Source organism: Brenneria rubrifaciens (genome assembly GCF_005484945.1).
Classification (GTDB): Bacteria; Pseudomonadota; Gammaproteobacteria; order Enterobacterales; family Enterobacteriaceae; genus Brenneria; species Brenneria rubrifaciens.
Genome location: NZ_CP034035.1, coordinates 1835143 through 1861104 on the forward strand (window position 1 = coordinate 1835143; position 25962 = coordinate 1861104).

At 53.6% G+C, this 25962-nt stretch carries 27 protein-coding genes; 15 read left to right on the forward strand and 12 right to left on the reverse strand.

Annotated features, from left to right (window positions below; genetic code table 11):
- The first annotated feature begins 10 nt into the window (after positions 1-10).
- The 5 genes from nifS to nifM all read left to right on the forward strand — a co-directional run bounded on the left by nifS (position 11) and on the right by nifM (position 4076).
- Entirely contained in the window at positions 11-1201 is a 1191-nt protein-coding gene (nifS, locus tag EH207_RS08525; protein WP_137713604.1) for a cysteine desulfurase NifS, read from the forward strand.
- A gap of 17 nt (positions 1202-1218) precedes the next feature.
- Positions 1219-2364: a homocitrate synthase gene (gene nifV / locus EH207_RS08530; protein WP_137713605.1), complete on the forward strand. Its 1146-nt coding sequence runs from the start codon at positions 1219-1221 to the stop codon at positions 2362-2364.
- Positions 2365-2429: 65 nt separating this feature from the next.
- Positions 2430-2777, forward strand: a complete 348-nt coding sequence (locus EH207_RS08535; RefSeq protein ID WP_137713606.1) for a nitrogenase-stabilizing/protective protein NifW — start codon at positions 2430-2432, stop codon at positions 2775-2777.
- Entirely contained in the window at positions 2774-3220 is a 447-nt protein-coding gene (locus tag EH207_RS08540) for a nitrogen fixation protein NifZ (RefSeq protein WP_137713607.1), read from the forward strand. The genes EH207_RS08535 and EH207_RS08540 overlap by 4 nt, the downstream gene beginning before the upstream one ends.
- Positions 3207-4076 (forward strand): nitrogen fixation protein NifM, encoded by an 870-nt coding sequence (nifM, locus tag EH207_RS08545; RefSeq protein WP_175413661.1) that lies wholly within the window; start codon positions 3207-3209, stop codon positions 4074-4076. The genes EH207_RS08540 and nifM overlap by 14 nt, the downstream gene beginning before the upstream one ends.
- Before the next feature lie 115 nt (positions 4077-4191).
- On the opposite strand, the gene EH207_RS08550 is transcribed toward nifM, so the two are convergent.
- The 8 genes from EH207_RS08550 to rsxA are packed head-to-tail and all read right to left on the reverse strand — an operon-like array spanning position 4192 to position 9941.
- Positions 4192-4719 (reverse strand): flavodoxin, encoded by a 528-nt coding sequence (locus EH207_RS08550; RefSeq protein ID WP_137713609.1) that lies wholly within the window; start codon positions 4717-4719, stop codon positions 4192-4194.
- 45 nt (positions 4720-4764) lie between these two features.
- Complete coding sequence (locus EH207_RS08555; RefSeq protein WP_137713610.1) at positions 4765-5025, reverse strand: RnfH family protein; 261 nt, start codon at positions 5023-5025, stop codon at positions 4765-4767.
- A complete protein-coding gene (locus tag EH207_RS08560; RefSeq protein ID WP_137713611.1) occupies positions 5022-5759 on the reverse strand; it encodes an electron transport complex subunit E in 738 nt (245 codons plus the stop codon). The genes EH207_RS08555 and EH207_RS08560 overlap by 4 nt, the downstream gene beginning before the upstream one ends.
- Complete coding sequence (rsxG, locus tag EH207_RS08565; protein WP_137713612.1) at positions 5752-6402, reverse strand: electron transport complex subunit RsxG; 651 nt, start codon at positions 6400-6402, stop codon at positions 5752-5754. The genes EH207_RS08560 and rsxG overlap by 8 nt, the downstream gene beginning before the upstream one ends.
- Position 6403: 1 nt before the next feature.
- Positions 6404-7375 (reverse strand): RnfABCDGE type electron transport complex subunit D, encoded by a 972-nt coding sequence (locus EH207_RS08570; protein ID WP_137713613.1) that lies wholly within the window; start codon positions 7373-7375, stop codon positions 6404-6406.
- Positions 7369-8817: an electron transport complex subunit RsxC gene (gene rsxC / locus EH207_RS08575; RefSeq protein ID WP_137713614.1), complete on the reverse strand. Its 1449-nt coding sequence runs from the start codon at positions 8815-8817 to the stop codon at positions 7369-7371. The genes EH207_RS08570 and rsxC overlap by 7 nt, the downstream gene beginning before the upstream one ends.
- Positions 8810-9352: an RnfABCDGE type electron transport complex subunit B gene (locus tag EH207_RS08580; protein WP_137713615.1), complete on the reverse strand. Its 543-nt coding sequence runs from the start codon at positions 9350-9352 to the stop codon at positions 8810-8812. The genes rsxC and EH207_RS08580 overlap by 8 nt, the downstream gene beginning before the upstream one ends.
- Positions 9353-9362: 10 nt before the next feature.
- The gene (gene rsxA, locus EH207_RS08585; RefSeq protein WP_137713616.1) at positions 9363-9941 is read right to left on the reverse strand and encodes an electron transport complex subunit RsxA; all 579 of its coding nucleotides are present in this window, start codon (positions 9939-9941) and stop codon (positions 9363-9365) included.
- Between the two features lie 333 nt (positions 9942-10274).
- Here rsxA and nifL point away from each other — a divergent pair, with 333 nt between their 5' ends.
- The 5 genes from nifL (at position 10275) to EH207_RS08610 (ending at position 16204) form a co-directional block, all read left to right on the forward strand.
- The gene (nifL, locus tag EH207_RS08590) at positions 10275-11759 is read left to right on the forward strand and encodes a nitrogen fixation negative regulator NifL (protein ID WP_137713617.1); all 1485 of its coding nucleotides are present in this window, start codon (positions 10275-10277) and stop codon (positions 11757-11759) included.
- A gap of 1 nt (position 11760) precedes the next feature.
- Positions 11761-13347: a nif-specific transcriptional activator NifA gene (gene nifA, locus EH207_RS08595; protein WP_137713618.1), complete on the forward strand. Its 1587-nt coding sequence runs from the start codon at positions 11761-11763 to the stop codon at positions 13345-13347.
- 345 nt (positions 13348-13692) lie between these two features.
- Complete coding sequence (gene nifB / locus EH207_RS08600; RefSeq protein ID WP_137713619.1) at positions 13693-15090, forward strand: nitrogenase cofactor biosynthesis protein NifB; 1398 nt, start codon at positions 13693-13695, stop codon at positions 15088-15090.
- On the forward strand, positions 15090-15614 hold the full coding sequence (locus tag EH207_RS08605; protein ID WP_137713620.1) for a nitrogen fixation protein NifQ: 525 nt from the start codon (positions 15090-15092) through the stop codon (positions 15612-15614). Before nifB ends, EH207_RS08605 begins: the two co-directional genes overlap by 1 nt.
- A gap of 68 nt (positions 15615-15682) precedes the next feature.
- Positions 15683-16204: a GNAT family N-acetyltransferase gene (locus EH207_RS08610; protein ID WP_137715305.1), complete on the forward strand. Its 522-nt coding sequence runs from the start codon at positions 15683-15685 to the stop codon at positions 16202-16204.
- Between the two features lie 116 nt (positions 16205-16320).
- Here the strand turns inward: EH207_RS08610 and EH207_RS08615 are convergent, their stop codons facing one another.
- The gene (locus EH207_RS08615; RefSeq protein ID WP_137713621.1) at positions 16321-17253 is read right to left on the reverse strand and encodes an omptin family outer membrane protease; all 933 of its coding nucleotides are present in this window, start codon (positions 17251-17253) and stop codon (positions 16321-16323) included.
- A 311-nt stretch (positions 17254-17564) separates the two neighbouring features.
- Between EH207_RS08615 and EH207_RS08620 the strand changes: the two genes are divergently transcribed.
- The 4 genes from EH207_RS08620 to EH207_RS08635 all read left to right on the forward strand — a co-directional run bounded on the left by EH207_RS08620 (position 17565) and on the right by EH207_RS08635 (position 22077).
- Positions 17565-18161, forward strand: a complete 597-nt coding sequence (locus tag EH207_RS08620) for a hypothetical protein (RefSeq protein WP_137713622.1) — start codon at positions 17565-17567, stop codon at positions 18159-18161.
- 554 nt (positions 18162-18715) lie between these two features.
- Entirely contained in the window at positions 18716-19648 is a 933-nt protein-coding gene (locus EH207_RS08625; RefSeq protein ID WP_137713623.1) for a LysO family transporter, read from the forward strand.
- Between the two features lie 171 nt (positions 19649-19819).
- Positions 19820-21013, forward strand: a complete 1194-nt coding sequence (locus EH207_RS08630; RefSeq protein WP_137713624.1) for an MFS transporter — start codon at positions 19820-19822, stop codon at positions 21011-21013.
- Between the two features lie 284 nt (positions 21014-21297).
- On the forward strand, positions 21298-22077 hold the full coding sequence (locus tag EH207_RS08635) for an acetoin reductase (protein WP_137713625.1): 780 nt from the start codon (positions 21298-21300) through the stop codon (positions 22075-22077).
- Positions 22078-22203: 126 nt separating this feature from the next.
- On the opposite strand, the gene uilS is transcribed toward EH207_RS08635, so the two are convergent.
- Positions 22204-23064: a UilS family quorum-quenching N-acyl-homoserine lactonase gene (uilS, locus tag EH207_RS08640; protein WP_137713626.1), complete on the reverse strand. Its 861-nt coding sequence runs from the start codon at positions 23062-23064 to the stop codon at positions 22204-22206.
- Positions 23065-23395: 331 nt separating this feature from the next.
- Between uilS and EH207_RS08645 the strand changes: the two genes are divergently transcribed.
- Entirely contained in the window at positions 23396-24424 is a 1029-nt protein-coding gene (locus tag EH207_RS08645) for an LLM class flavin-dependent oxidoreductase (RefSeq protein ID WP_137713627.1), read from the forward strand.
- A gap of 410 nt (positions 24425-24834) precedes the next feature.
- On the opposite strand, the gene EH207_RS08650 is transcribed toward EH207_RS08645, so the two are convergent.
- Both EH207_RS08650 and EH207_RS08655 read right to left on the reverse strand, forming a co-directional pair.
- A complete protein-coding gene (locus EH207_RS08650; RefSeq protein WP_137713628.1) occupies positions 24835-25491 on the reverse strand; it encodes a flavin reductase family protein in 657 nt (218 codons plus the stop codon).
- Positions 25491-25862 (reverse strand): M24 family metallopeptidase, encoded by a 372-nt coding sequence (locus EH207_RS08655; protein WP_246048953.1) that lies wholly within the window; start codon positions 25860-25862, stop codon positions 25491-25493. Before EH207_RS08655 ends, EH207_RS08650 begins: the two co-directional genes overlap by 1 nt.
- Positions 25863-25962 lie beyond the last annotated feature (100 nt).

A 25962-nucleotide genomic window follows, 5' to 3' on the forward strand; every position in this document is an offset into this window, starting at 1 on the left:
GAACATGCCTATGAAACCAATTTATCTGGATAACAACGCCACCACCCGCATTGATCCGATGGTGCTGGAGGCCATGCTGCCATTTTTGCAGGATCACTATGGCAACCCGTCATCCATCCATGACTTCGGCGAGCCTTCCCGCCGGGCGTTGGCCCGCGCCCGCGAACAGGTGGCCAGTCTGCTGGGGGCGCATTACGACAGCGAAGTGATTTTTACCTCCTGCGCCACGGAAGCAACCTCTACCGCGATCCTCTCGGCGGTCGACGCGTTCCCAAGCCGGCGCGACATCATTACCACCGCCGTTGAACATCCGGCGACGCTGGCGGTGTGTGAACATCTGGCGCGCCAGGGTTATATCCTTCATCGGCTGGGGGTGAACGAACAAGGGGCGCTCGACATGGATGAGTACCGCGCCTTATTGCATGACGGCGTGGCGCTGGTGACCGCGATGTGGGCGAACAACGAAACCGGCGTGGTGTTCCCGATCGAGCAAATGGCGCAGCTCGCCCACGAGCACGGCATTCTGTTCCACTGCGATGCCGTGCAGGCCATCGGCAAACTGCCGGTGGCGGTCGCGGATTCCGGGATCGATATGCTTTCCTGCTCAGCGCACAAAATCCACGGTCCGAAAGGCGTCGGATGTCTGTGGCTGCGGCGCGGCACCCGCTTTCGGCCGCTGTTGCGCGGCGGACACCAGGAGCGCGGCCGCCGGGCGGGAACGGAAAATATCGCCGGGATTGTCGGCATGGGCATGGCGAGTGAATTGGCCGCGCTGCATCTGCCCATGATGACGGCCAGCATCGCGCCGCTGCGCGATCGGCTGGAGAGCGGATTACAGGATATCGCCGGCACTCGCGTGATGGGTGGCGGACAGCCGCGTACGCCGAATACGCTCAACATCGCTTTCGAATTTATTGAAGGCGAAGCCATTTTGCTGATGCTTAATCAGGTCGGTATCGCGGCATCGAGCGGCAGCGCCTGTACGTCCGGTTCGCTGGAGCCGTCCCATGTAATGCGGGCGATGGACATTCCCTATACCGCCGCGCACGGCAGCATTCGTTTTTCACTGTCGCGTTATACCCGCGAGCGGGAGATTAACTGTGTGCTGGAGCAACTGCCGTCGATCGTCGATCGGTTGCGGGCGCTGTCTCCGTACTGGCAACAGGATAAACCTGGCGCCTTCACCCCGGTGTGGGGTTAATCAGGGAGGTTTCGCCCATGCAAACCATTGTCGTTAATGACACCACGCTGCGCGATGGCGAACAAAGCCCCGGCGTCGCATTCAGCGCGGATGAAAAGTTGGCCATTGCGTCTTCTCTGGTCATGGCGGGCGTGCCTGAATTGGAGGTTGGCACGCCCGCCATGGGGGAAGAGGAGTGCGCCCGTATATATCGCGTCCGCCAGGCCTTGCCCGATGTCACCCTGATGGCCTGGTGCCGGTTGAATGAAGACGATATTCAGCGGGCGGCGGCGCTGGGGGTTGACTGGGTGGATATCTCTTTGCCGGTTTCCGCCTGTTTACGCCAGTACAAGGTCGGCCTGCCGTGGCCGGATATGCTGCGGCGCTTGGAGGATTTGACCCGGTATTCGCTGTCGCTGGGGCTTAAGGTGTGTATCGGCGGTGAAGATGCTTCACGCGCCAGCGAAGAGGATTTGGCGGCCGTGGCGCAGGTCGCCTGTCTGTCGGGGGCGCAACGCATGCGTTTCGCCGACACCCTGGGGTTACTCGATCCATTCTCCGCCGCCCGGCAGATTCAACAACTGCGGCGTTACTGGTCGGGCGAACTGGAAATTCATGCGCATAACGATTTCGGCATGGCGACAGCGAATACACTGGCCGCCGTACGAGCAGGGGCGACGCACGTCAGTACCACCGTTTTAGGGCTGGGAGAGCGGGCAGGCAACGCGGCGCTGGAGCAGGTGGTACTGGCGCTGTCACATACCCAACTGGGCGATACGCACATCGATACCACCCAGTTACCCATGCTCTGTGAGTGGGTCGCTCGCGCGGCGGGGGAGACCATCCCCACGCGGCAACCGCTGGTGGGCGAACGGGTGTTTACCCATGAATCCGGCGTACACGTCGCCAGCTTATTGAAAGATGTCGAAAGTTACCAAAGTATTGCGCCACAGCGACTGGGCCGCCAGCATCAACTGGTGCTGGGAAAACACTCCGGGCGGCGGGCGCTGGAAACGGTGTTCGCGCAGCTTGGCATAACGGTGAGCGATACGCAGATCCCGCTGATTCAGCAGGCGTTACGAATGTTCGCCGAAACCAGTAAACGCAGCCCCACGCTGGACGAGCTTTGGCAGTTGTATCAGGGGGCCGTGGAGATACCGACGCGGGCGATTAACGTGATTTGAACAACGGCTTTGAACAGGCCGCGCGAGGTTAACCGCTTAAAAACAGCGTGGTAAGGGGTAACGTTATGGATTGGTTTGATGAACTGCCCGGCGTGGGGCAACTGGAAAATGCCGAAGACTTCCTGCGCTTTTTTGCCATCCCCTTTGACGCACAAGCCGTGCGGGTTCGGCATTTACACATTCTCCACGCCTTTAATCGCCGCTTGCGGCAATACAACCCGGCAGAGGAACCGGCGATGACGCCGCAACAACGCCAGCAGTTTCGCATGGATCAGGTTCAGTCCATGTTGCGGGAAAGTTATCTGCATGTCGTGAGCGGCGAATTACGCGATCGCTCGGATCTGAAAGTCTATCAACGTACCGTCCGCTGTTTTATTCCCTGGCTGTTGCTGGATGAAGGAGAAACGACATGAAACCGCAATTTGCGTTTGGCGAGGCGGTGCGGGTTATCAGGAGCGTGCGCAACGACGGCACCTTTCCGAATAAGGCGCGCGGCGAACTGCTGGTGCGGCGCGGCACTATTGGCTTTGTGCGTGAATGGGGCACGTTTTTGCAGGATAACATCATCTATCAGGTTCATTTTGTTGATGATGACCGTATCGTCGGGTGCCGTGAAAACGAATTGATTCCCGCCAGCGCGCCGTGGGTGGATGGCGCTTTTCAATACGGCGACTGGGTTTCCGCTTCAATGATCCTGACGACCGATCACCATATCCGCGTGCAGGCCGGAGACGTGGGTCAGGTCATGGGGGTTGAACACGATACTCAACCGATGCAGTTTATCGTTTTATTCGGCGGCACGTTGTTGCAGGTGCCGGCGCATGCGCTGGAGGCGATTGAAAGTGAGCGCCTGTAACGTCGAAACGCTCGCCATGTGGCAGCGTTATTCCCGTCTCAAACTCGCTTTATCATTGCATCAGTGCCTGCCGTGGCAACAAACGGCAGAGCAGCGGGATCGGTTTGCCAATCAACTGGCGCGTCAGTGGAAACTGGAGCTGGCCATCCGCGAGCAGGCTGAGCAACAGCGGATTCGGCCGGATGAAAACGGCATAATGCACGCGCAATATGCTCTGCGTGCCTTTTTCGACGATGAATCCTCCTGGCGGGCCGCTTTGCAGCAGGCGGGTATTGATGACGCTGGGTTGTTACAGGCGCTGGCGCATGAGGCGACATTAACGGCCGTGCTGGATGCCGTCGCCGATGAAGCGCCGCCGGTGAGCGAGGCTGAGGTTGAAACCTGGTATCAGCGGAATGCGTATCGCTTTCAGCAACCGGAAAAACGTCTGGTGCATCACTTGCTGCTGGTGATTGACGAGGCGCGGGCCGATTCAGCGCGTGAGGCTGTCGCCGATCGTATGGCGACGCTGCAACGCCGGTTACTGATGAACCCTTGCCGTTTCCCTCGTCTGGCCGCGCGCTTTTCCGAATGCCCGACGGCGTTGGAAGGGGGTAGACTGGGCTGGATAAAGCGCGGCTTGCTTTACCCGGAATTGGATGCGGTGCTTTTCTCCATGGAAACGGATACGTTCAGCCCGATAGTGGAAACGACGATGGGGCTGCATATTCTGTGGTGTGAAGCGATCCGTCCGGCGCAAGCGGCGCCGAAAGCGCAGGCGCTTATGCAAATTCGCGAGCAATGGCAGGAAGCCCGCCGCCAGCGGTATCAGCGCCACTGGCTGGCGGAAATAATCAACACCCCGTTTATTGTGTAAGGTCAGCGTCATTTCGTGAATGGCCCCTCTTACGCCAGAGGCAAACAACCTCTGGCCCGGTGTTAATTTCTGAGTGGGATATTAAGAGACAAGTTAAGGGGCAAAGCGAACTCCTTCAAAACGCGGCCTGAAGCTGGCTGACCCACTGCGTCACGCGTTCCTCGGTGAGATCCGGCTGGTTGTCCTGATCCAGAACCAGACCGACGAAGCTGCCGCCTTCCAGTGCGGCGGAATCGATAAACGTATAGCCTTCGGCCGGCCACGCGCCGATGATGTTGGCGCCGGCTTCGCTGACGATGTCGTAAAGCTCACCAAGCGCGCTGACAAAAGCATCGGGATAGGCGACCTGATCGCCGAGTCCGAATAGCGCCACCGTTTTGCCGCTGAGGTCGGCATTCGCCAGATCGTCGGCCACTTCAGCCCATGACTCGCTCATACATTCAGCCGCCAGACCGGGAAGTTGCCCGTCTCCCAGCGTGGGGGTGCCAAGAATCAAAATGTCATAAGCCAGCAGATCGTCGATTGACGCACGGTTGATATTGACTGGATCAGCCGCCTGATCCCCCAGTTTTTGCTGGATCAGTTTTGCAACCTTACGCGTTTTGCCGGTATCAGTACCGAAGAAAATGCCGATAGTACTCATGGTTTACGTTCTCCTAAACAGGACGCTGGAAAAGGATGGTTTAAATTAGGCTTCATCGTCGTCCGCTTCTTGGACGGGACGTTCAATCGGCAGGTAGATTTCCACCCGATCGCCTTCATGCACTTCGCTGTCTGCGGGGCACAGGCGTCCGAAAACGCCCATGCGGTGTACATCCGGGTCGAGCCAGGGAAACAGCGCCGGTAAGGGAGAGGCCAGAAACGCCTCGCGCAGCGTGACGGGCGCAGGCAGATCCATCTCGATACAGCGGCTTTGGTCGCCGTTAACATGGGCTATAGTGAATTTCATCGGCAACCTCCGCATCCTGTGCCGCAACCGGCGCCGGCCCCCGCCTCTTTTTTTAGTACGTCAGTGCCGAAGCGCAGCACTTTCACCCCGCGGATACCCGCCAGCACAAAACCCATCACCACAAAACCGCCGGGCGGCAGCAGCATCAGAATAAAGCCGTCATACTCAGGCAGCAGATGCATTTCCAGAAAACGAAAGGTCGGCCCCAGCAGTTGTTCCGCGCCGCTGAATAGCGTACCGCTGCCGATAATCTCGCGAATTGCGCCCATTGACGTCAGGCCGAGGGTAAACCCCAATCCCGTCGACATGCCGTCAAGCGTGGCGGCGATCGGCGGATTGTGGGCGGCAAAGGATTCCGCCCGCCCCAGCAGGGCGCAGTTGGCCACAATCAGCGGAATAAACAACCCAAGAATTTTGTGCAGATCATGCATCCAGGCATTCATCGACAGATCGAGCACCGTCACCAGGCTGGAGATGATTAGGATATAAACCGGGATACGGATCTGGTTGGGCGTCAGATGGCGCAGCAGCGACACCAGCAGATTGGCCCCCGCCAGCACCGCGGTGGTCATGATGCCCATCCCGAAACCGTTGGTGGCGGTGGTGGTCACCGCCATCAGCGGACACAGACCGAGGATCTGTACATAGGTGATATTGTTGGTCCAGATCCCGCCGACCAGAATATCCCGGTAGGCGGGCCGGGCCACTGGCGCAGTGGCGGTAACGTCACTCATTGGCTTTCTCCTCCGTTAACCCAAGCAATTCGGTACGGTGGCGCTGGAACAGTTGCAGCGTCCGGTGCACGGCTTTCACCACGGCGCGCGGGGTAATGGTGGCGCCGGTGAACGCGTCGAAATCGCCGCCGTCTTTTTTGACCGCCCACTGTTTTTCCGTGGTGTTTTGCAGGGATTTGCCATTAAACCCCAGAATCCAGTTACCGTGGCTCAGTTCGATTTTGTCGCCCAACCCCGGCGTTTCCGTATGGGAGATGACCCGCACGCCGGTCAGCTCGCCGTCGGCATCGATGCCAATAAGCAGGCTGATGATGCCGCTGTAACCTTTCTCGCCGGCAAACATCACCAGGCCGCTGGGTTTGCCTTGCTGACTGGCCCGATAAACGCGTACCGGCATGCCATCCAGCGTTAACGTGACCTCGCTGTCGCTGAGCGGATTGTCATGCAGCGTATCGGGGAAGACCGCGGCGAGCTGACGCTGGGTATCCTCCTCGCGGCGCAGCTCAATCTCGGCATAGGTCACCCACCACGCGCCCGCAATCATCAGGCTGATTAGCAGGGTAAAGGTTCCGAGCAGCAGACTCAGACTGACGGGATGACTGCGGGGCGGCCAACGCAGTCTGCTTTGTGAGGCGGAGGCCATGTTATTTCTCCTTCTGTGTCCGATAGCCATAGGCCCGCGGACGCGTCCAGCTATCGATCAACGGGGTAATAGCGTTCACCAGCAGAACGGCAAAGGCGACGCCTTCGGGATAATTGCCGAAGCTGCGAATGGCCCAAACCAGAAAACCCGCCAGCGCGCCGTAATACAGACGGCCGCGCGGACTACCCGGCCCAGTGACCGGATCGGTGATGATAAAGACGGCGCCCAGCATTAACCCGCCGGTGGTAAGCTGCGCCAGCGGCGGCAAAATGGATTGCGGCGCGATAAGCCATTGGATCAGCCCCGGCGACAGGCAGCCGACCAGCATGGCGACCGGGGCATGCCAACTGAACACCCGCTGTTGCAATAACCACAGGCCGCCCAGCGCCAACAGCAAGGTGGAGGTTTCGCCGAAGCTGCCGTTATGCGTGCCCATCAGCGCGTTTTCCCATGAGAACGTGGCCGACGCCTGTTCCCGAAACGCGCCGAGCAAGGTGGCGCTGGTGGTGCCGTCGGTGTGGAGAGAGTAGACCTCACCGTTCCAGAACTCGGTGGGGACGACCCAGTGCGTCATCTGTACCGGGAAAGCAATCAGCACCACGACGCGCGCCAGCATTGCCGGATTGAACAGATTTTGTCCCAGGCCGCCATAAATATGCTTACCCAGCAGGATGGCGACCGCCGAGCCAAACGCGCCCAACCAAAGCGGCGCATGGGGCGGCAGGCTGAGGGCAAACAGCAGGGCGGTCAGCAAGGCGCTGCCGTCAAATACGTGGCCGAGCGATACCGGGTTGACTCGCAGGCACCATGCTTCACACAGCAACGCCGTGATAATGCAGGTGAATATCAGCATCAACGCGGGTGCGCCGAACTGGATAACCCCCAGTAAAATCGCCGGCATCAGCGCCAGATTCACTTTATACATCAGGTTCTGGGTACTGAGCCCTTGATGAACGTGAGGTGATGTCAGCATGCGGAACCCTCCATCGGCGCATCTGGCGTAACGTTACGGCGGCGGGACGGTTTGGCCGCTTTCGCCGCGGCTCTTTCGGCGGCTTCGCGGGTAAGACGCGCTTGCCGCCGCAGACTGTTGGCGCTGGCGCGCTGCATTTTATTTTCCCGGCGCTGTTCCAGCCGTAATTGTTGTTGTCCCCAGTCGAAAAACTGGGTCAGCGGCAGGACGGCGGGACAGACCCATGAGCAGGAGCCGCAAAGTAAACAACTGTTCAGCCCCAGATCGCGCGCGTTATTCAGTTCGTTGATCTTCAACTCGGCCAGCATCGCCAGCGGCGGCAACCCCATCGGACAGGCATCCACACAGCGGCCGCAGCGTAAACAGGCGCTGCTGTGCGGCTGGGGAATTTCGTCCTCGGTCAGCAGCAGCAACCCGCTGGTGCCTTTGGTGATGGGGGCGTTCAGATCGGTTGTGGCGCGGCCCATCATCGGCCCGCCTAAAATCATCCGCGCCGGTGTGCTTTTCAGCCCGCCGCAGGCGGCAATAATGGTGTTGATCGGCGTACCGATCGGCACCAGCAGATTGCCGGGTTGTTCAATGGCCCGGCCGCTGACGGTAATGACCCGATGGGTCAGGGGCTGGCGAAAACGGATAGCCTGGAAGATGGCGATACAGGTGCCGACGTTTTGAACCAGTACGCCCATCTCCGGTGAGCGTTTATTGTGGGGGATCTGCTTTCCGGTTACCGCCTCAATCAGTTGCTTGGCGGAGCCCATCGGGTAGAGAGACGGCAGCGCGACCACATCGATGTCGGGTTCGTTCAGACACAGCCGATCGAGGCGTAAAATGGCCCCACGCTTGTTGTCTTCAATCCCGATGTAGACCTGACGCGCTTTGGTGAGCTGTTGCAGGTAGCGAATCCCGCCGATCAGAAATTCCGCCTGTTCCTGCATCATTCGTTCGTCAGCGGTGATATAGGGTTCGCACTCGCCGCCGTTAATGATCAGATAGTTGATTTCGTGGCGCATCGCCAGACGGATTTTATCGGCTGCCGGGAACATGGCGCCGCCCATACCAACAATACCGGCCTGGGCGATGAGCGCTAGCATTCTGTCGGCGCTGTCGTCTTCCGTGGTTGCCAGCCGACTGACGTTGGATGTGGCCGGCAACGTCCGCAACGCGATATACCCGGTATCGCCGGTCACGATTTCCGTTACGATCGCATTGGCGGGACTGTGTATCGGGGCCGACATCCGGCCGAACGGCTGAGCCAGACACTGACCCTTAGTGACAGTGTCACCTATGCTGACCGCGGGAATAGCGGGCGCGCCCGTGTGCTGGCGCAACGGCAGCATCAGTTTCTCCGGCATGGGAAGGGAGCGAATAACCTGTTCGCGGGTTAAGGATTTATGGCTATAAGGACGAATGCCGCCATGAGGTGTCGTGAGAGCTTTAAGCATAGTTGGGCTCCTGCCGCAGCGCTAAACCGGGTTTGGCGACAGTGGGGGTAAGCAGGGGATCGGCGCACAGGTGAATACTGCCTTGCGGACAGACGTCTACGCAGATGCCGCAGCCTGTGCAGTCTTCACTGAGAACACCGTGTAATTGTCGTGTGGCGCCGACAATCGCATCGAAGGCGCACTGTTTTAAGCAACGGCCGCAACCATCGCACTGCTGAGGATTGATCATCGCCACCATCGGTCCTTTAACGCTGCTTTCATCCAGATTAATGCCCATCAGGGCGGCAATGCGCTGTGCGACAGCGCTGCCGCCGGGGGCGCAAAGGGTAACGGCCGCTTCACCGCTGGCCATGGCGATCGCGGCCTGACGGCAGCCGGGGTAGCCGCATTGACCACACTGACCGCTCGGCAGGATCGCCACAATGCTATCGACCATCGGATCGCTTTCTACTTTCAGGTAGAGGGCGGCATAGCCCAGCAAGGCGCCGATCATCGCGGAGATCAGCGGGATGGCGAGTAACGTCAGTATCAACATCTCCGCCTCCTTATGATGACAATCCGGCAAAGCCGGTAAAGGCCAACGCCAGAATACTGGCGGTAATAAAGTTTAGCGGCGTCCCTTTGAATAACAGCGGCGGCAGCGCGCTGGCCTGCCGTTCACGCAGCCCGGCAAAAATAATCATGACCAGCGAGTAACCTAATGAAGCGCTAAAGCCGAAAAATACGCTGTGCGTAAAGTTCAACCTATCCTGAAGCACCAGCAAAGCCACACCGAGCACGGCGCAGTTGGTGGTAATCAGCGGAAGAAAAATGCCCAGTGAGCGGTAGAGGGTCGGGCTGTATTTTGCAATCACCATCTCAATCAACTGTACCAGCGATGCAATGACCAGAATGACGGACAGCAAACGCAGGTAACCCAGATTGAGCGGAGCCAATATCCAGAATTCAATCACCCAGCCTAATGCGGAACCCAGTGTGATGACCACCGTGGTGGCAATGGATATGCCCACGGCGGACTTGACCTGATTTGTCACGCCCATAAAAGAACAGAGCCCTAAAAAGCGCGACAGTACGACATTGTTGACCAGAATATTGGCCAGAATGATTAACAATATCTCTTTCATTTATTCCCCCGGCGGTCGAGATTCCTAGAGAGCTATTGCGAAAGACGTGCCAGCTTGTTGTGGTCAATAATTGGTCAATCAAGGTGCAAAAATTTGCGCCAAAAGTGATCACGGCGGCGGCGAGAGAGGGGGGGGATACCGATCACGAAGCCCAATGAAACGCGAATGACGGCAAAAACCCACATCGAGATCAAGGTTTTCGAGGTTATTTCACAAAGGGGAATAAATCTTGCACTTTTCTCAGGGGTATATCATGTCGTCCGATGTCTGTTGCGCAATCTGACAATTTGTCATGAAGCCGACAGACGCGTTATGCAAACCGGAGGGGCCCGGATGAGTTCATCGTTAGTCTTGGATGATGTGCAATTGATTACATCGTCGCTGGGAGGAAAGGGGTTGCATGCGGCGCTGTTTCATACGGCTGTTGAGCAATCTTCAGTGGCGATTTCAATTACCGATCCGCAGGCAAATATTGTGTACGCCAATCCCGCCTTTTGCGCGCTGAGCGGCTACCCGCTGCACACATTAATGGGCGCGAATCATAATCTGCTTTCCAGCCATCAGACGCCGGCCTCAGTGTATCAGTCGCTGTGGACGACGATTAAGGCGGGCGATTCATGGAGCGGTCAGCTCATCAACCAGCGTAAAGACGGGTCGCTCTATCTGGCGGAAATCACGATTTCCCCTATCGTCAATGCCCAGGGGGAAATTGAACATTATCTGGGGATGCATAAAGACATCAGCGAGCGCTACGCGCTGGCGCAGCGGGTTCACAACCAGATGACGCTGATTTCCGCCGTGCTGAATAACATCCCGGCAGCCGTGGTGGTGGTGGAAGGCGAGTACAACATCGTGATGGACAATCTGGCCTATAAAACCCTCAGTGCCGATTGTGATGGACGAGAACCGCTGGTGTTGCTGGATTGCCTGAACCAGACCGAACCTTCAGCCATGACGCCGTTGAACATCCGCGGCACGCAGCGCTGGTTCTCGGTGAGTTGCTGGCCGCTGCACGCGGTCAATGAGGAAGCCAGCCTCTATTTTACCGACAGCGCGCCGCCGCGCCAGTTGGTGGTGATTGTCGATTACACCGAGCAGCAGCGGCAAATGACGCAGGATCGCCGGGATCAACTTGAGCGCCAGATTAGCGTCAACAAAATGGTGGCGGCGATCCGTGAAACGCTGGATGCCGCGTTGATTCAGCTCAGTTGCCCGCTGAATATGCTGTCTGCCGCACTGCGTTTGAATCCCGAGGCGGACAATGTCGCGTTGCGCACGGCCTGGAATGAAGGGAAGGAAGCTATTGCCCGCCTGACCGCGTGCCGTCCGGCGTTGCCTCGGGAATCACAAGACAGCGTTCCGGTCGGCGCGATGATGGCGGACCTGGCCGATCTCTATCAGTATCGTATGGGGCGGAACGGCAAGCTGGAGTGGTCTTGTTCTCCACCCGATTTAACCCTGCGGGGTCAGTGTACGCTGATTTTAACCGCATTAAGCTTGTGGCTCGATCGCTGTCTGACACTGATGGGAAAAACACAGAATGCCGTGGCGATCTCGATTCAAGCCAGACGGCAGTGTCAGCGGCTGTGCTTTATCGTCACTGATAACCTCCCGTCTTTCGAGCAGGAAGCGACCCATCCGATGATAGAAATGCTGGCAACCGGACAATGTATGGAACTGCGTCTGATGCAGGTGATCATGTCGCAACTGCGGGGTTCGGTGACCACCGAACAGACGGCGTCAGGCAGCACCGTGATGATGCTGATACTGGCCACTGAGGGGTTATACCTCACCGATACCGTAGCCCTGGGAGGATAAAATGGCTCATTTCCCGACGACAGAACGGCTTTCCCGGCGTTTGGACTCACAGCAGCAGGTGGTCGCGCTGCATAAAATCAGTGTGGCGCTGAGCCATTCTCTGGATGTACAGCATACGTTGGAAGAGATGATCCAGGCGCTGCACGATCACGCGTTTATGCAATACGGCATGGTGTGTCTGTTTGATAAAGACCGCGCTTCGCTATTTATTGAAGCGTTGCAGGGCGCGGATATCCAGGTGATCAAAGGCGGCCGGGGCGTTCGCTATCGGGTGGGCGAGGGGATTCTGGGAACGGTCATGAGCGAGCGGGCTTCGCTGGTTTTGCCTCGGGTTTCGGACGATCCGCGCTTTCTGGATCGCCTCAACCTGTATGATTACGCGTTACCTTTTATCTGCGTTCCCATTCCCGGCCCGGATGCGATGCCGCTCGGGGTACTGGCGGCTCAGCCAATGGAACTGCATGAAGATAAATTGCCTTCCAGCACCCGCTTTCTGGAGATGGTGGCGAATCTGATTGCGCAAACGATCCGGTTAATCGGCCATGCCAGAGGGGAAAGCGAGGCGCTGCGCAGTGAGCGCGACAGCCTGCGCAGAAAAGTGCAGCAGCAGTATGGCTTTGACAACATTGTCGGCAAAAGCCAGTCGATGCGGCATATCTTCGACATGATGCGTCAGGTGTCACGCTGGGATACCACGGTACTGATCCGCGGGGAAAGCGGCACCGGTAAAGAGATGATCGCCAACGCCATTCATTACAATTCTCCGCGCGCCGGGGCGCCATTTGTGAAATTCAACTGTGCGGCATTGCCTGATTCGCTGCTTGAAAGCGAACTGTTCGGCCACGAAAAAGGGGCATTCACCGGGGCGGTCAAACAGCGCAAAGGCCGTTTTGAACTGGCGGATGGCGGAACGCTGTTTCTGGATGAAATCGGTGAAAGTAGCGCATCGTTTCAGGCCAAGCTGCTGCGTATCTTGCAGGAAGGTGAAATGGAGCGCGTCGGCGGTGATGAGACGCTGCGGGTGGACGTTCGCATTATCGCGGCGACCAACCGCAATCTGGAAGATGAAGTGAGGGCCGGGAATTTCCGGGAAGATCTTTATTACCGTCTGAATGTGATGCCGATTTTTTTGCCGCCGCTGCGTGAACGGCTTGAGGATGTGCAGGAACTGGCTCAGTTTGTGATCGCCAAACTTAGTAAACGGCAAGGGCGGGAATTGCAGATTAGCGAAGGCGCGCTACGTTTGTTGATGAGCTATGACTGGCCGGGCAATGTTCGCGAACTGGAAAATTGTCTGGAGCGCGCGGCGGTGATGGCGGAAGATGGATTGATCGACCGGGACGTCATTCTGTTCAACTATAAAGAAAATACGCTGACGTCGTTCAATCGCCACAAAGCCACCAGCGATGTCGTCAACATGAGTCATGAACCGAGCATTGAACACATTCAGGATGAACGGCAACGGCTGATCGCGGCGCTGGAGCGCACCGGCTGGGTACAGGCCAAAGCCGCTCGCCTGTTGGGAATGACCCCGCGGCAGGTGGCGTATCGTATTCAGATTATGAATATTAATATGCAGCGGATGTGAGGCATGCCATAAAACAACGGGCAACGCTGCGCTGGCGAACCACGCCTTTGCCCGCTAGTAATATTTGTCTACTTAGGTTCTTGGCTAAGGTTGAGGTGAAATGCCCATTTGTCAGCAAAGCCTCCCGGCAAGATATGAACAACAAATCGCTGCTTTGGCCTCTCGCATGCTGGCTCTTAGCCGTTCCACACCAATGTCGCATTCAATACATTGTCAGACAATGTCAGTTATGAAGCAGTAAAGTTAATCGGTAACTCAATAAAAAATAAACGTTTTCTTTACCCGATTGTCCGGCATATCGTTTGCAAAAAAGAAGTGAAGTCGCTTATTACTGAGGTTAACCATATGGCAGACAACGCATCTTTTTCAGGCAAGCGGTCATGCGGGTCGATGAATACGGCGCACTTTACCCCGTTACAGACGGATAAAGTGTCTCGCCACCCCTGTTACTCTCCGCTGGCCCACCACCGATTCGCCCGAATGCATTTGGCGGTAGCGCCAGCATGCAACCTGCAATGCAACTACTGTAATCGCAAATACGATTGCAGCAATGAATCCCGCCCAGGCGTTGTCTCGGAACTCCTGTCGCCAGAACAGGCGATTGCCAAAGCCAAATATGTCGCGTCACAGATCCCACAGTTGTCGGTGATTGGGATTGCCGGGCCGGGCGACCCGCTGGCCAACATTGCCCGTACGTTTAAGACGTTGGAAGGACTACGAGCGGAGATGCCGGATATTAAACTGTGTCTGTCGACCAATGGCCTGATGCTGCCGGATGTCGTCGACCGACTGGTGGCGGTCGGGGTGGATCATGTCACCGTTACGGTGAACGCCATTGACGCCGTGATTGCCGAAAAAATCTATGACGGTTTGTGGTACGAAGGCGACCAGCTTAACGGGCGCATCGCCGTCGATTTGCTGATTGAGCGTCAGGGGGAAGGGATTCGCAAGCTGGCGGAGCAGGGGGTAATGGTGAAAGTCAACTCGGTGCTGATCCCGGAAATCAACGCGGCGCATCTCAGTGAGGTCAGCTTGCAGGCGCGGCAATGGGGAGCGGTGCTGCATAACGTGATGCCGTTGATTGCAAAACCGGAACATGGCACCCGCTTCGGTCTGGAAGGGGTGCGCGAACCGGATGCGGAAACGCTGGGGGAAGTGCGCAACCAGTGCGGTCGTCATATGCCGCAGATGGCGCATTGCCAGCAGTGCCGCGCCGATGCCATCGGCATGCTGGGGGAAGATCGTAGCCAGGAGTTCCCGCTGGCGTCATTGCCTGAACGACAGGAGTCGCGGTTGCCTGCGTTATTTCGCCGGGCGAGCATTCAGGCCAGCATCGCCTCGCAGGGGGAATCCGAAGAACCCGATGCCTGTCTGGTGGCCGTCGCCACCGGGCAAGGCGATGTGATTGATCGGCACTTTGGTCATGTGGATCGCTTTTATATTTTCAGCATCTCCCGGGCGGGTATTATCCCGCTGGGCGAACGGTTCACCCAGCGCTACTGCGCCAGTCCGACAGAGTGCGAGGAGGATGAGCAGGAAAATCGGCTGGATCAGGTCATCGACCTGCTGGCCGATGTCAAAGCGGTATTTTGCGCCCGTATCGGGATGGCGCCCTGGCATCGGTTGGAAGCCGAAGGCATCGAACCTTGCGTGTACGGCGCATGGCAACCGGTGCGCGAAACGCTGGAGCAATGGCGGGCGCAGCGTGTCCGACCGGAGGTCAGCCGGCAGGGGGTGGCGTAATGGTTATCTCACCAACGCCTCTGGCATGGCTGCGCTATCTTGTCGATAATCACCTGCAAGGGTTGGCGCGTTTTCCGGCACAAATGAATCTGGATGATGACGGCTGGCAACGCTTGCTGTGGCGAGTGGAACGGGACGCGACAGCGCGTCCCGCCCTGCTTGAGCAGCAGGACGCGTTGCTGAGTGCGTTGCTGCGCCCACGTTGGCAGGAGTGTGAACAACTGGCGAATTGGCTTGTGCAATACATGGATGAAGAGGCCGCGCCGATGCACTGGTTAATTGCCAGTGCGTCAATGAGCTTCAATCATCTGTGGCAGGACTTGGGGCTGGCGTCGCGTGAGGAACTGCGTGAGCTGATTACCGTATGTTTCACGCCGCTGGTTGAAATGAACGCGCAGAATATGCGCTGGAAAAAGTTTTTCTATCGTCAGGTGTGTTTGTCGCGGGAAGGGGAACTGACCTGCCGTTCGCCGTCTTGTGAAGGCTGTAGTGAAATTGAGGTCTGCTTTGCGCCTGAAACCTGACTCTGGCTACCGATAGCGGCAGGAATGCGCTATGTTAATTCATCAGATCCTTTCCCGAGAAGACAATGATGAAGATAGTGAAGGCTCAGCAAGCGCATATCCCGGAAATACAGGAGATTTATGCATTTCATGTCATTAATGGGATTGCCACATTTGAGACGGCTCCCCCGGAAGACGCTGAGATGGCCGACAGGCTGAAGAAGGTGACCGACGCCGGTACGCCGTGGCTTGTGGCGGAGGAAAACGGCAAGGTGATCGGCTACTGCTATCTGATGAATTACCATTCCCGCTTTGCCTACCGATTTACACTGGAAGACTCGGTCTATATCCATCCTGAATGTACGGGACGCGGGGTAGGGCGTGCCCTGCTGACGGAAGCGATTCGTATTGCTGAACTGGCCGGATACCGTCAACTGATTGCTATTATCGGCAATAGTGAAAATCATGCTTCGCTGGCGTTGCATCGTTCCCTGGGTTTTGAGCTGACCGGGATATTAAAGTCGGTGGGATTTAAACACGGTCGCTGGGTAGATACGGTCATCATGCAGCGAGATCTGGGTGTCGGCGGCAGCCAGCTGCCCCATGAGTAATAATGTAAAAATCAGGGGGGAAGAAGGAAACGGAGAAGAGTAGAACCGGCCCCTCAGTAATTTGGGAGCCGTTTACCCTTACTTCTCATCATTATTTTTTACGAGAAAAATGAACGTCAGAATCTGTACTGAACGCCAACTGAGACGCCATAATTGATATTCGCTATTCCGGCCGCATCCCCGCCAATATATTCGTTTTCTCCAGCGTCATTGTCAATTATCTGGGTTCCGCCTTTACCCTGAGAGAATTTACTGATGCTGAATTCAGTAAATACTTTGGCAGCAGGCGTGATGTAGTATCCCGCATCAACGGTCGCAGAATAGTATTTGGAATTCACCGCATTATCACGAAACGTCAGCTCGCGCATATAATGCTCATCATTCCCTTTTGCCCGTACCCATGGGCTGAATTTCAGTAACATATTAAATTCAAAGTTCCGATAGCGGTACATGCCTGCCAGACCTAAATATGGCACACTGAATCGCTGCTGGTAGCCAATCGCGCGCGCATTTCTGGGAAAATATCCAACATTAGTACCATTATCGTACTGGTAATAACCGCCAAATGACATCCAACTGAATCGTGTCTGTTGATAACCGGCCACGCCGCCAAAACGGTAACGGGGTTCGTTAAATACCCAGCCTTTAAGATTTATATCATACTCATTGGCATAATTCAGACGGGTATCAGAATGGGTTGACCAGTCCGTCCAGCCAGGTTGTGTTGCGTCATTCCAGTCGTAATCATCCATTAAAGCACCTCTGGAGGCCAATGTTGTCCAGCCACGAGCATTCAATGTCAGGTGCTTGAGTACATCCCATGAGATATCACCCTTGATAACAGGCGTGTTTTTTATTTTCCAATCTAACTCGCTTGATTTATAACCAGTGTCAGGATTATAAACATATTCCTTGGACTCTCCAGCTATCAATCCCAAAGAAGTTTTGACGGTGACGCTATCCGTATTCAGTCCCCAGATATTCTGTGCTGTTACAGGGGATGTAACAGCAATACCAGCAAGACCTACTGCCACAATGTATTTTTCCATGTTTTCCTCGAAGAAAGTACGCTGTACTATTTATGAAAAACTTAAGCTATATCAGTTCACTGAATTTATTTAAAAATTCTGTATAACTCTAATAATAATTATTAGACTGGTTTACTTCAACACAAATATGGTTAAAACGTGTCTCAGAGTGATTTGTTCTATAAGAAAATTTAATATTTTAAATTTAATGCTAGTAAAACTGAACCTGTGGCAATCCCTGTTTCCGATCTCACAATGTTATAAAAGTAGTTGTATCCTTACCGGCAGTTATGGCGATATGGTGGCTCAAAAATCAGTAGCGGGAGCACGTGATGAGGAACGGTGTGATAAAAAAAGGGATTGGCGCTCTGTTATTGGCATTACCGCTGTGCAGTCTTGCAGAAACCATTAATAATCCTGACCTGATTGCGGGTTATACCTCTCAGGAGCTGGCCGCTGCGTTACCCGCCAAGGTATCGGATATGGCGCAGCGTGGCGTGGTGGTTGACGATCAAAGCCATTCGCTGCAATCGGAGTATATAGATAGCATCGGCGTGCGTAAGGCTCTGGTGACACTGTATACTTTGCCGGTAGACAAAAGCGGAAAAGTGCCGGAAGCTTCCCAATACCGCGATTTGGCGGCAGTTATCGCCACCGCGGAAAAAGAGATGATTCGCCAGCGTATCCGGCCAGACAAACGCGAAGTGCCGGTTGACGGTACGTCCACATTTCGCTGTCTACAGACCATTTTGAACAATAGGGTGTTGCATTCACTTTGTTACGCGCTGGTCAAGGGCCGAGTGCTGGAGATTCAGGCTGTCAATACGCTGGAGAATGTTCAGGACAGGGCGAGCACTCAAATTGTCATCAATCAGCAAAACACATTAGTGGTGGAGATTGGGAAAACCATGCTGACGTTAAAAAAATAACGAGTTGGCGAAATCCACTACCGCAATCATCTGGTTACCCGGTATACGGCGGTAACCTGCTTGTTTTTTAATGGGTATATCACGCTCCACTGTCTATTATAAGAATAGCTTATGGAAAAGGTTGAATTATTAGAAAGATTATTGCTCTATATGTATGTTATATGTTGGTTTAATATATTGTTCAACTTGTTAATGCTGAGTTTTTATTTTTGTATTTATATGAATTCTGAAATAATTCACTCATATGAGAATGTATCTCGATTGAGTGGGTTTGATCTTATTGTTTAAATATACTTATATATTTACAAACTTGATGAGTGATAGGGATTGTCATGAAGAGTGTTGTAGAGCGTCGCCGAAAATATTTGTTTAGCTTTATCGGGAATAGATCGGCAGTTAACATCTTATCCATTTTATATCCAAAAGAAGATGTAAATATTAACTCAAATATTGATTTGAGCTTTTTGAGTTGTTCGAGAAAGACATATTAATCAGTTCGATTCGTCAATCTAACACATTTGAAATATAATTTACACCGATTTGGAACTAAAAAAATGAATATGGCATTGTCTAATCTGTTACCTATATTTATTGCTTTTGTCCTGGGTTTGAATTTAAAAAGAGTTTACGAAAGAGTAAATATGGGGCTTGTCGATAAAATATCGAATATTTGTCTGTATCTCCTTCTTGTCTTGATGGGGGTAACGATTGGATTGATTCCCGATATTATGCAAAATCTAAGCAAGGTAGGTATTAATGCTTTAAGCATCGCGGCCGGTTCATCTCTTTCTATCGCTATTGTTTTAAAAGTCCTTCACATCAAAATCCGCGCTATTGAGGATAAGGGAGAGTTGGAAAAAGGGCAAGCAACAGCCTTTGATATCATGGGCTATATAACAGATCCCCTTGTGTTGGCGGGTTTGGTTGTTTTGGGCTTTTTTGCTGGATATAGGGGGGTTATCCCGTCAATAAACTATGAAATGACGATATCTTTTTTTCTTTATTTGCTGATTTTTACGATAGCGATAAAGATATCGTATTCGGGTATTAGTCTGAAAGAGATCTTCTTGAATAAACAAAACCTGGTAATGACATTTTTCACTGTGATAGCCTCTTATTTTGGCGCGGCTATCGTCTCTCTATTTATTCCATTGTCTCTTACCCAAAGTCTAGCGGTAAGCTCCGGTTTTGGATGGTATACCCTTTCCGGTATTATGTTCACTAAGATGGGCGATCCGCTGTTAGGGTCTGTGGCGTTTTTATGTGACCTTTTTAGAGAAGCTATCGCATTTCTTCTGATACCAACCTTATCAAGGATAGGCAATGAGAATATAGCGATTGGTGTTGCTGGTTCCACGGCAATGGATGTCACACTTCCTGTGATAGAAAAACATTGCGGTGTTTCGTATGTGCCAGTAGCGCTTCTTTCCGGCGGTATAATCACAATCATCGTTCCTTTTCTAATTCCGTTTTTCTATTCTCTATAACCCATCCCTAAATAACCTCAAACGCATAAAAGGCAAGGTCTTTTGCGTTTAGAATCTTTGGCGTTCACTCTTTAGTCACAAACGATAACTATTTTCATTTTATGCTTATCAAATAGCACGCGAATTGCTTTAATATTGCCATTCTGAATGGTTGCCTGTCGGAGTAAATCTGTGTCTCCTCGCTTTTCAACGTTGAACCGTATCCCAAAGGGAGTATGGGTGCTTGGGGGCGTCAGCTTGTTGATGGATGTTTCCTCAGAAATGATCCACAGCCTGCTGCCGTTATTCATGGCAACCACACTTGGCGCCAGTGTGTTGATCATTGGCTTGATCGAAGGGCTGGCAGAAGCCACGGCATTAATCATCAAAGTGTTTTCCGGGGTGCTTAGCGATTATCTGGGTAAACGTAAAGGACTCGCGCTTCTGGGGTATGGACTGGGCGCACTCAGCAAACCGTTTTTTGCGATGGCGTCTTCTTCCGGTCTGGTGCTCGGCGCCCGGCTATTGGACAGGGTAGGAAAAGGGATTCGCGGCGCTCCCCGGGATGCTTTAGTGGCCGATGTCACGCCCCCTGAGATTCGCGGTGCTGCTTTTGGCTTGCGACAGTCGCTGGATACCGTCGGTGCCTTTCTTGGCCCGCTCCTGGCCGTCGGGTTAATGCTGTTATGGCACAATGATTTCCGCGCCGTATTCTGGGTAGCGGTGATCCCCGGCGTACTCGCGGTTGCGCTGCTTTTTTTCGGGTTGAAGGAACCTGGGTCAGCGATTGTTCATAAACGGAGTAATCCAATACGGCGTGAAAATCTCCGTCGGCTGGGACGAGATTACTGGTGGGTCGTTGGATTGGGCACCGTGTTTACTTTAGCGCGCTTTAGCGAGGCATTTTTAGTGCTGCGAGCACAGCAGATGGCTATTCCGCTGGCACTGATCCCGTTGGTGATGGTTGCGATGAATCTGTTATATGCTTTTTCAGCCTATCCGTTTGGCAAGCTATCTGACCGTGTGAGTCATACCCGATTGTTGCAGTTGGGGCTGGTGGTACTGATCGTCGCGGACATCGTTCTGGCGTTCATCAATCACTGGTCGGGTGTTCTGCTGGGTGTTGCGCTGTGGGGTGTCCACTTGGGCATGACTCAGGGATTACTGGCGGCAATGATAGCGAACTCCGCCCCCGTGGATTTACGCGGTACAGCGTACGGCGTATTTAATCTGATGAGCGGTATCGCATTATTGCTGGCTAGCCTGGGCGCCGGCCTTATTTGGGATTTTTGGGGCGCGCCCTCCACATTCTATGCCGGCGCAGCTATTTGTGTTGTCACTCTGTTGGGCATGAGGCTTGCTCCCAGAGAGTATCAACGAGCCTGAAATAGCGGTGAAATAGCGAGACGTTATCAAAACAAAAAATGGGGGGAGGGGCGAACAGTGTTACAAAGCGGATCGCACGCAAGGCAAAACGATCCCTCAGGCTACGCTGGAGTTTTGGCTGTGTCGCTCTATGATTGAGATGACGGATGAAAATTTTCCTGAGATGATTTTTGCACATCCCAGGCTGTCGGGCGCAATGCACGAGGCCATTCTCACAGCTAATGACCAGGCATTGCATCAGTAATTATTGATTTTTTTGATCAATAACGAGGTGAGATCAAAGTATGGCTATCGAAAATAAAGTCGCGTTAGTAACCGGTGCCGGGCAGGGGATTGGCCGTGGTATCGCACTGCGTTTGGCCAAAGATGGAGCATCGTTAATGCTGGTCGACGTCAATCGTTCCGGTCTGGATACAGTCGCTGCGGAAGTTGAAGCATTGGGGCGTAAGGCGTCGACGTTTGTTGCCGACATTGCCGACCGCGATCAGGTTTACAAAGCGATCGATCAAGCTGAGCAGCAGTTGGGAGGATTTGACATTATTGTCAACAATGCGGGAATTGCTCAGGTTCAAGCGCTGGCTGATGTTACCCCGGAAGAGGTCGATCGCATTATGCGTATCAATGTTCAGGGGACACTCTGGGGCATTCAGGCCGCAGCGAAGAAATTTATCGACAGAAAACAGAAAGGCAAAATCATTAATGCTTGCTCCATTGCCGGTCATGATGGTTTTGCTTTACTCGGAATTTATTCCGCAACGAAATTCGCCGTGCGTGCCTTAACCCAGACCGCCGCCAAAGAGTATGCCAGCCGGGGAATTACGGTGAACGCATATTGTCCGGGGATTGTCGGCACCAGTATGTGGCAGGAGATAGATCGTCGTTTTTCTGAAATTACCGGCACGCCGCTGGGCGAAACCTACAAAAAGTACGTGGCCGGTATTGCCCTTGGTCGTGCGGAAACGCCGGAAGATGTGGCTGGACTGGTGTCCTATCTGGCCGGTGCTGACTCCGACTATGTCACCGGTCAGTCCATTCTGATTGATGGCGGCATTGTTTATCGCTAAGCCCTTTTCCCTGGCCGCCGGGCATACAGCAAAAATCCACACAATTGCGTGGATTTTTCTCGGGTGCCGGAGACCCTGCATGCAGGATGTCGTCGCCGTCGCTGCACTGTGTGCCGCTAACCGCGACTAAAGATAAGTGTTAAACCAGTCAGTCTGAACGTTGACTACGCGGTCGAAATGTTCGCCACTGTACATGTCATAGTGGCGAGCTTCCTCTTCAACATGAAGATGCTTTTTATTCGCTTTTACCGCTTCATATAACGCCCGCCCCTGCTCGGGAGCATTTACAGTATCATTCCCCGCCACAACCACCATTGTCGGACAGGTTACCAGCCTGGCGTTTTCCGCAGGCTTATATTGCAGGGTTTCTCTTACTGTAAGAAAAGGGATCTTAATATCCATTGCCGGATAGCGAGTTTTATTCGCCTCAAAAAATGCTTTTGATTCTTCATCGCTTAATACACGCGTTATGCCGACAAACATCTCCTTACCGGTGGCGCGCTGTTTCTCTGCCATCTTATTCAACGTAGCCATAAAGCCTGTTTTTTCTTCAACGGACATTTTTCCCGTGACAATCTCTTCTCCATCAGCAAACGCCATCTGACTGACGATACATTTGATATCAGGATGTTTCGCCGCGGCCCCGAATACATGGCAGCCACCTAATGATGTTCCCCACAGCCCAATACGGTTCTTATCAATATTCGGTTGATCTTTAACCCATTCAACAACCGTGAGGATGTCTTCGATTTGCATTGCCGGTACAAGACGGCCTCGTTCGCCGGTACTCGCGCCAAAACCCCTGTAATCGAAGGTAACAGTGCAGAACCCTGAATGCGCAAACGATTCGGCAAACGGCGGTAATAAGATCTCCTGTATGCCGCAGAATCCGTGGCACAAAATAATGACCGGCGCATTTGCAGTCAATATGGGTTTTCTTAGTGTAAGAGCGATGCCGTTAGGGAGTTGATGCGTTATTGTTTCCATTTCGGTGGCTATTCCTTTATTTCAGATAAATAAAATGTTGTGATTCTGAAGCGTTATTAATATAGCCGCTCCATCTGTTGGTTGCCACCATGCTTTGCCCGATTCAGCGAAATCGACAGATATTGTTCGACCTAACCTGAAACCAATCCGCCGAGCACGACTGAACGCTCTACTCAGTCAATTTATTTGATGCATTATGTTAAACATACGGTATTTATTCTCATCTGGTAATGCGTAAAGTAGGGATAACCTAAGGCAGGAACAGGTTTGCTTCATCATGAACGATGCCCCGCCTACTGATAATTTCCCTGAAAACCAGGATAAACACATCATGAAAAAGATTGGATTTTTGTCATTTGGTCATTGGACGCCGTCGCCGCAGTCTGGAACCCGTTCGGCCGCTGACGCGCTGCTGCAATCCATCGATCTGGCTGTTGCCGCCGAAGAACTGGGTGCGGACGGAGCCTATTTCAGGGTGCATCACTTTGCCCGGCAGCTCAGCTCGCCATTTCCCCTGCTGTCAGCGATAGGCGCGAAAACCCGGAGTATTGAAATCGGCACTGGTGTTATCGACATGCGCTATGAAAACCCGCTGTATATGGCGGAGGATGCAGGGGCGGCGGATTTGATCTCCGGCGGGCGTTTACAGCTTGGTATCAGCCGTGGCTCCCCGGAGCAGGTGATTGATGGCTGGCGCTATTTTGGTTATGCCCCTTCCGAGGGGGAAAACGAATCTGATATGGCGCGCCGTCACACCGAAGTGCTGTTGGAGATGTTACGTGGCGAGGGCTTTGCGAAACCTAACCCACAGCCGATGTTCCCGAACCCGCCTGGCCTGTTGCGGCTTGAGCCTCATTCCGAAAGTTTACGCGATCGTATTTGGTGGGGCGCCGGTTCGAATGCGACAGCGGTGTGGGCTGCGAAACTGGGAATGAACCTGCAAAGTTCCACGTTGAAAGACGATGAAACCGGCGAACCTTTCCACGTTCAGCAGGCCAAGCAGATCCGTGCGTATCGCGAGGCTTGGGCGGAAGCGGGGCATACACGTACGCCACGTGTCTCGGTCAGCCGCAGCATTTTTGCCCTGATGGATGATCGTGACCGGATGTATTTCGGTTCAAACCGTGACGACAGCGATAAGGTCGGTTCTCTTGATGAGAAAACCCGAGCGATTTTCGGGCGCAGCTATGCCGCCGAACCGGACAAGCTGATCGAGCAACTGAAACAGGATGAAGCGATTGCCGAAGCGGATACGTTATTGCTGACGGTGCCGAATCAACTGGGTGTGGATTACAACGTGCATGTTATCGAGTCCATTCTGAAACATGTTGCGCCAGCAATGGGTTGGCGCGACGTATAAATTTAAAATGAAAAACGCCTCGCATGTTCTACAACATGCGAGGCGTTAAATCTGGAAAAGAAAAATCCACGCAACGGCATGGGTTTTATCTATTTTTCTTGTCTTTATGAGATTTACTGAAACCTCATGAAACACCAGAAGCCATTTAGACGTTGAATAGGTTTTTTTGTTTTATCTATTTATATGTGAGACTTTAATTCTGCCATTTAATCCAGCTTGTTAACGTCCTTATTATATATCTCGCGGCTTGAGCGGCGCACAGGCCTGCCGGCAGAGGCACGGAGGGGAGGCCGCCACTAATGAATGTTTTTTAATTTATAGTTTTCCTTGCCTTAAATTTTATTTCCCGCGAATGTCGGGATATTTATTAGATTTTGATTCCACCATCCTCATTGAAAAACTGTCTTTGTTTATTTCGTCAACTGGCGCGCCTCCCACTGTTCTTTGGTTAGGGTTTTTACATCAAACTGATCGCGCGTTCTGCAATAGGTATTGCCCCCCATTCGACCAATCACATCCATCAATTGCTGATCGATATGCAGATTTTCAGGATTCACCGCGTCGCTGCGCACATAGACGCCGACCACTTCGCCGAGAATGATCTCGCGCGCCGCACCAACCTGCAGCGTGGTATGACGGCGGCACTCGAGGGCAGCGGGAGCCGCGAGAATGCGCGGGCTACGCACCATTTTGCCTGGCGTGGTTTCCAGGCCGGCTTCCTGTAACTCATCGACCTCCGGGCCAAATTTGATGGCGCAGATCTCCATCTGCTCAACCAGCGCATCGTCAACAATGTGCACGGTGAACTCACCGGTTTCGCGGATGTTGCGCGAGGTGTCTTTGAAGCGCATGTCGGTATAGTTTTCAACACCAATCGCCACAATGGCCGGATCGTGCGTTAACACGTTGAAGAAGCTAAACGGACCGGCATTGGGTAGGCCTTCCTTGCTAAGGGTGGTGACCAGCGCCACCGGGCGAGGGATCACCGTGCCGATCAGAATTTTGTAACGCTCACGCTCGCTTAACTCAGCAAAGTCAAAATAGGTATGTCCTGGCATATCTTTCATTATTTAACTCCCGCAGCAATGCGATGTGTTTCTAACGGTGTGTGGCGGCTAAGATTCTCAAAGCCATCTTTGGTGACAACGTAACAGTCACCAATGTTGCAGCCCGCTTTTAGCGGCTCAATCCATTGAGTATGAAGGACAAATACCATGCCTTCTTCCAGGCGATCGTAGTTGTGGGATGAGATATTGAAGCTATTCTGTCCACCGGCCATGCCGACGGAATGGCCAAGATTCGGGTTGTGCGGGCCATAAGTGGCGGGATAGACGTGCATCAATTTACGACCTTGCGCTTCCCAGTCGATATCACGGACATATTGCTGCGGGATCAGACGTGCGCCGCCGTCCGGCATCGGCGCCCAGTTGTACGGCATAGTGCGCGCTTTTGACTTGTATCTCAGACGTATAAATGAAAAATCCACGCAATTGCGTGGATTTTAGGGTGTTTGTCAGCCTTGATGAGATTCGATGAAA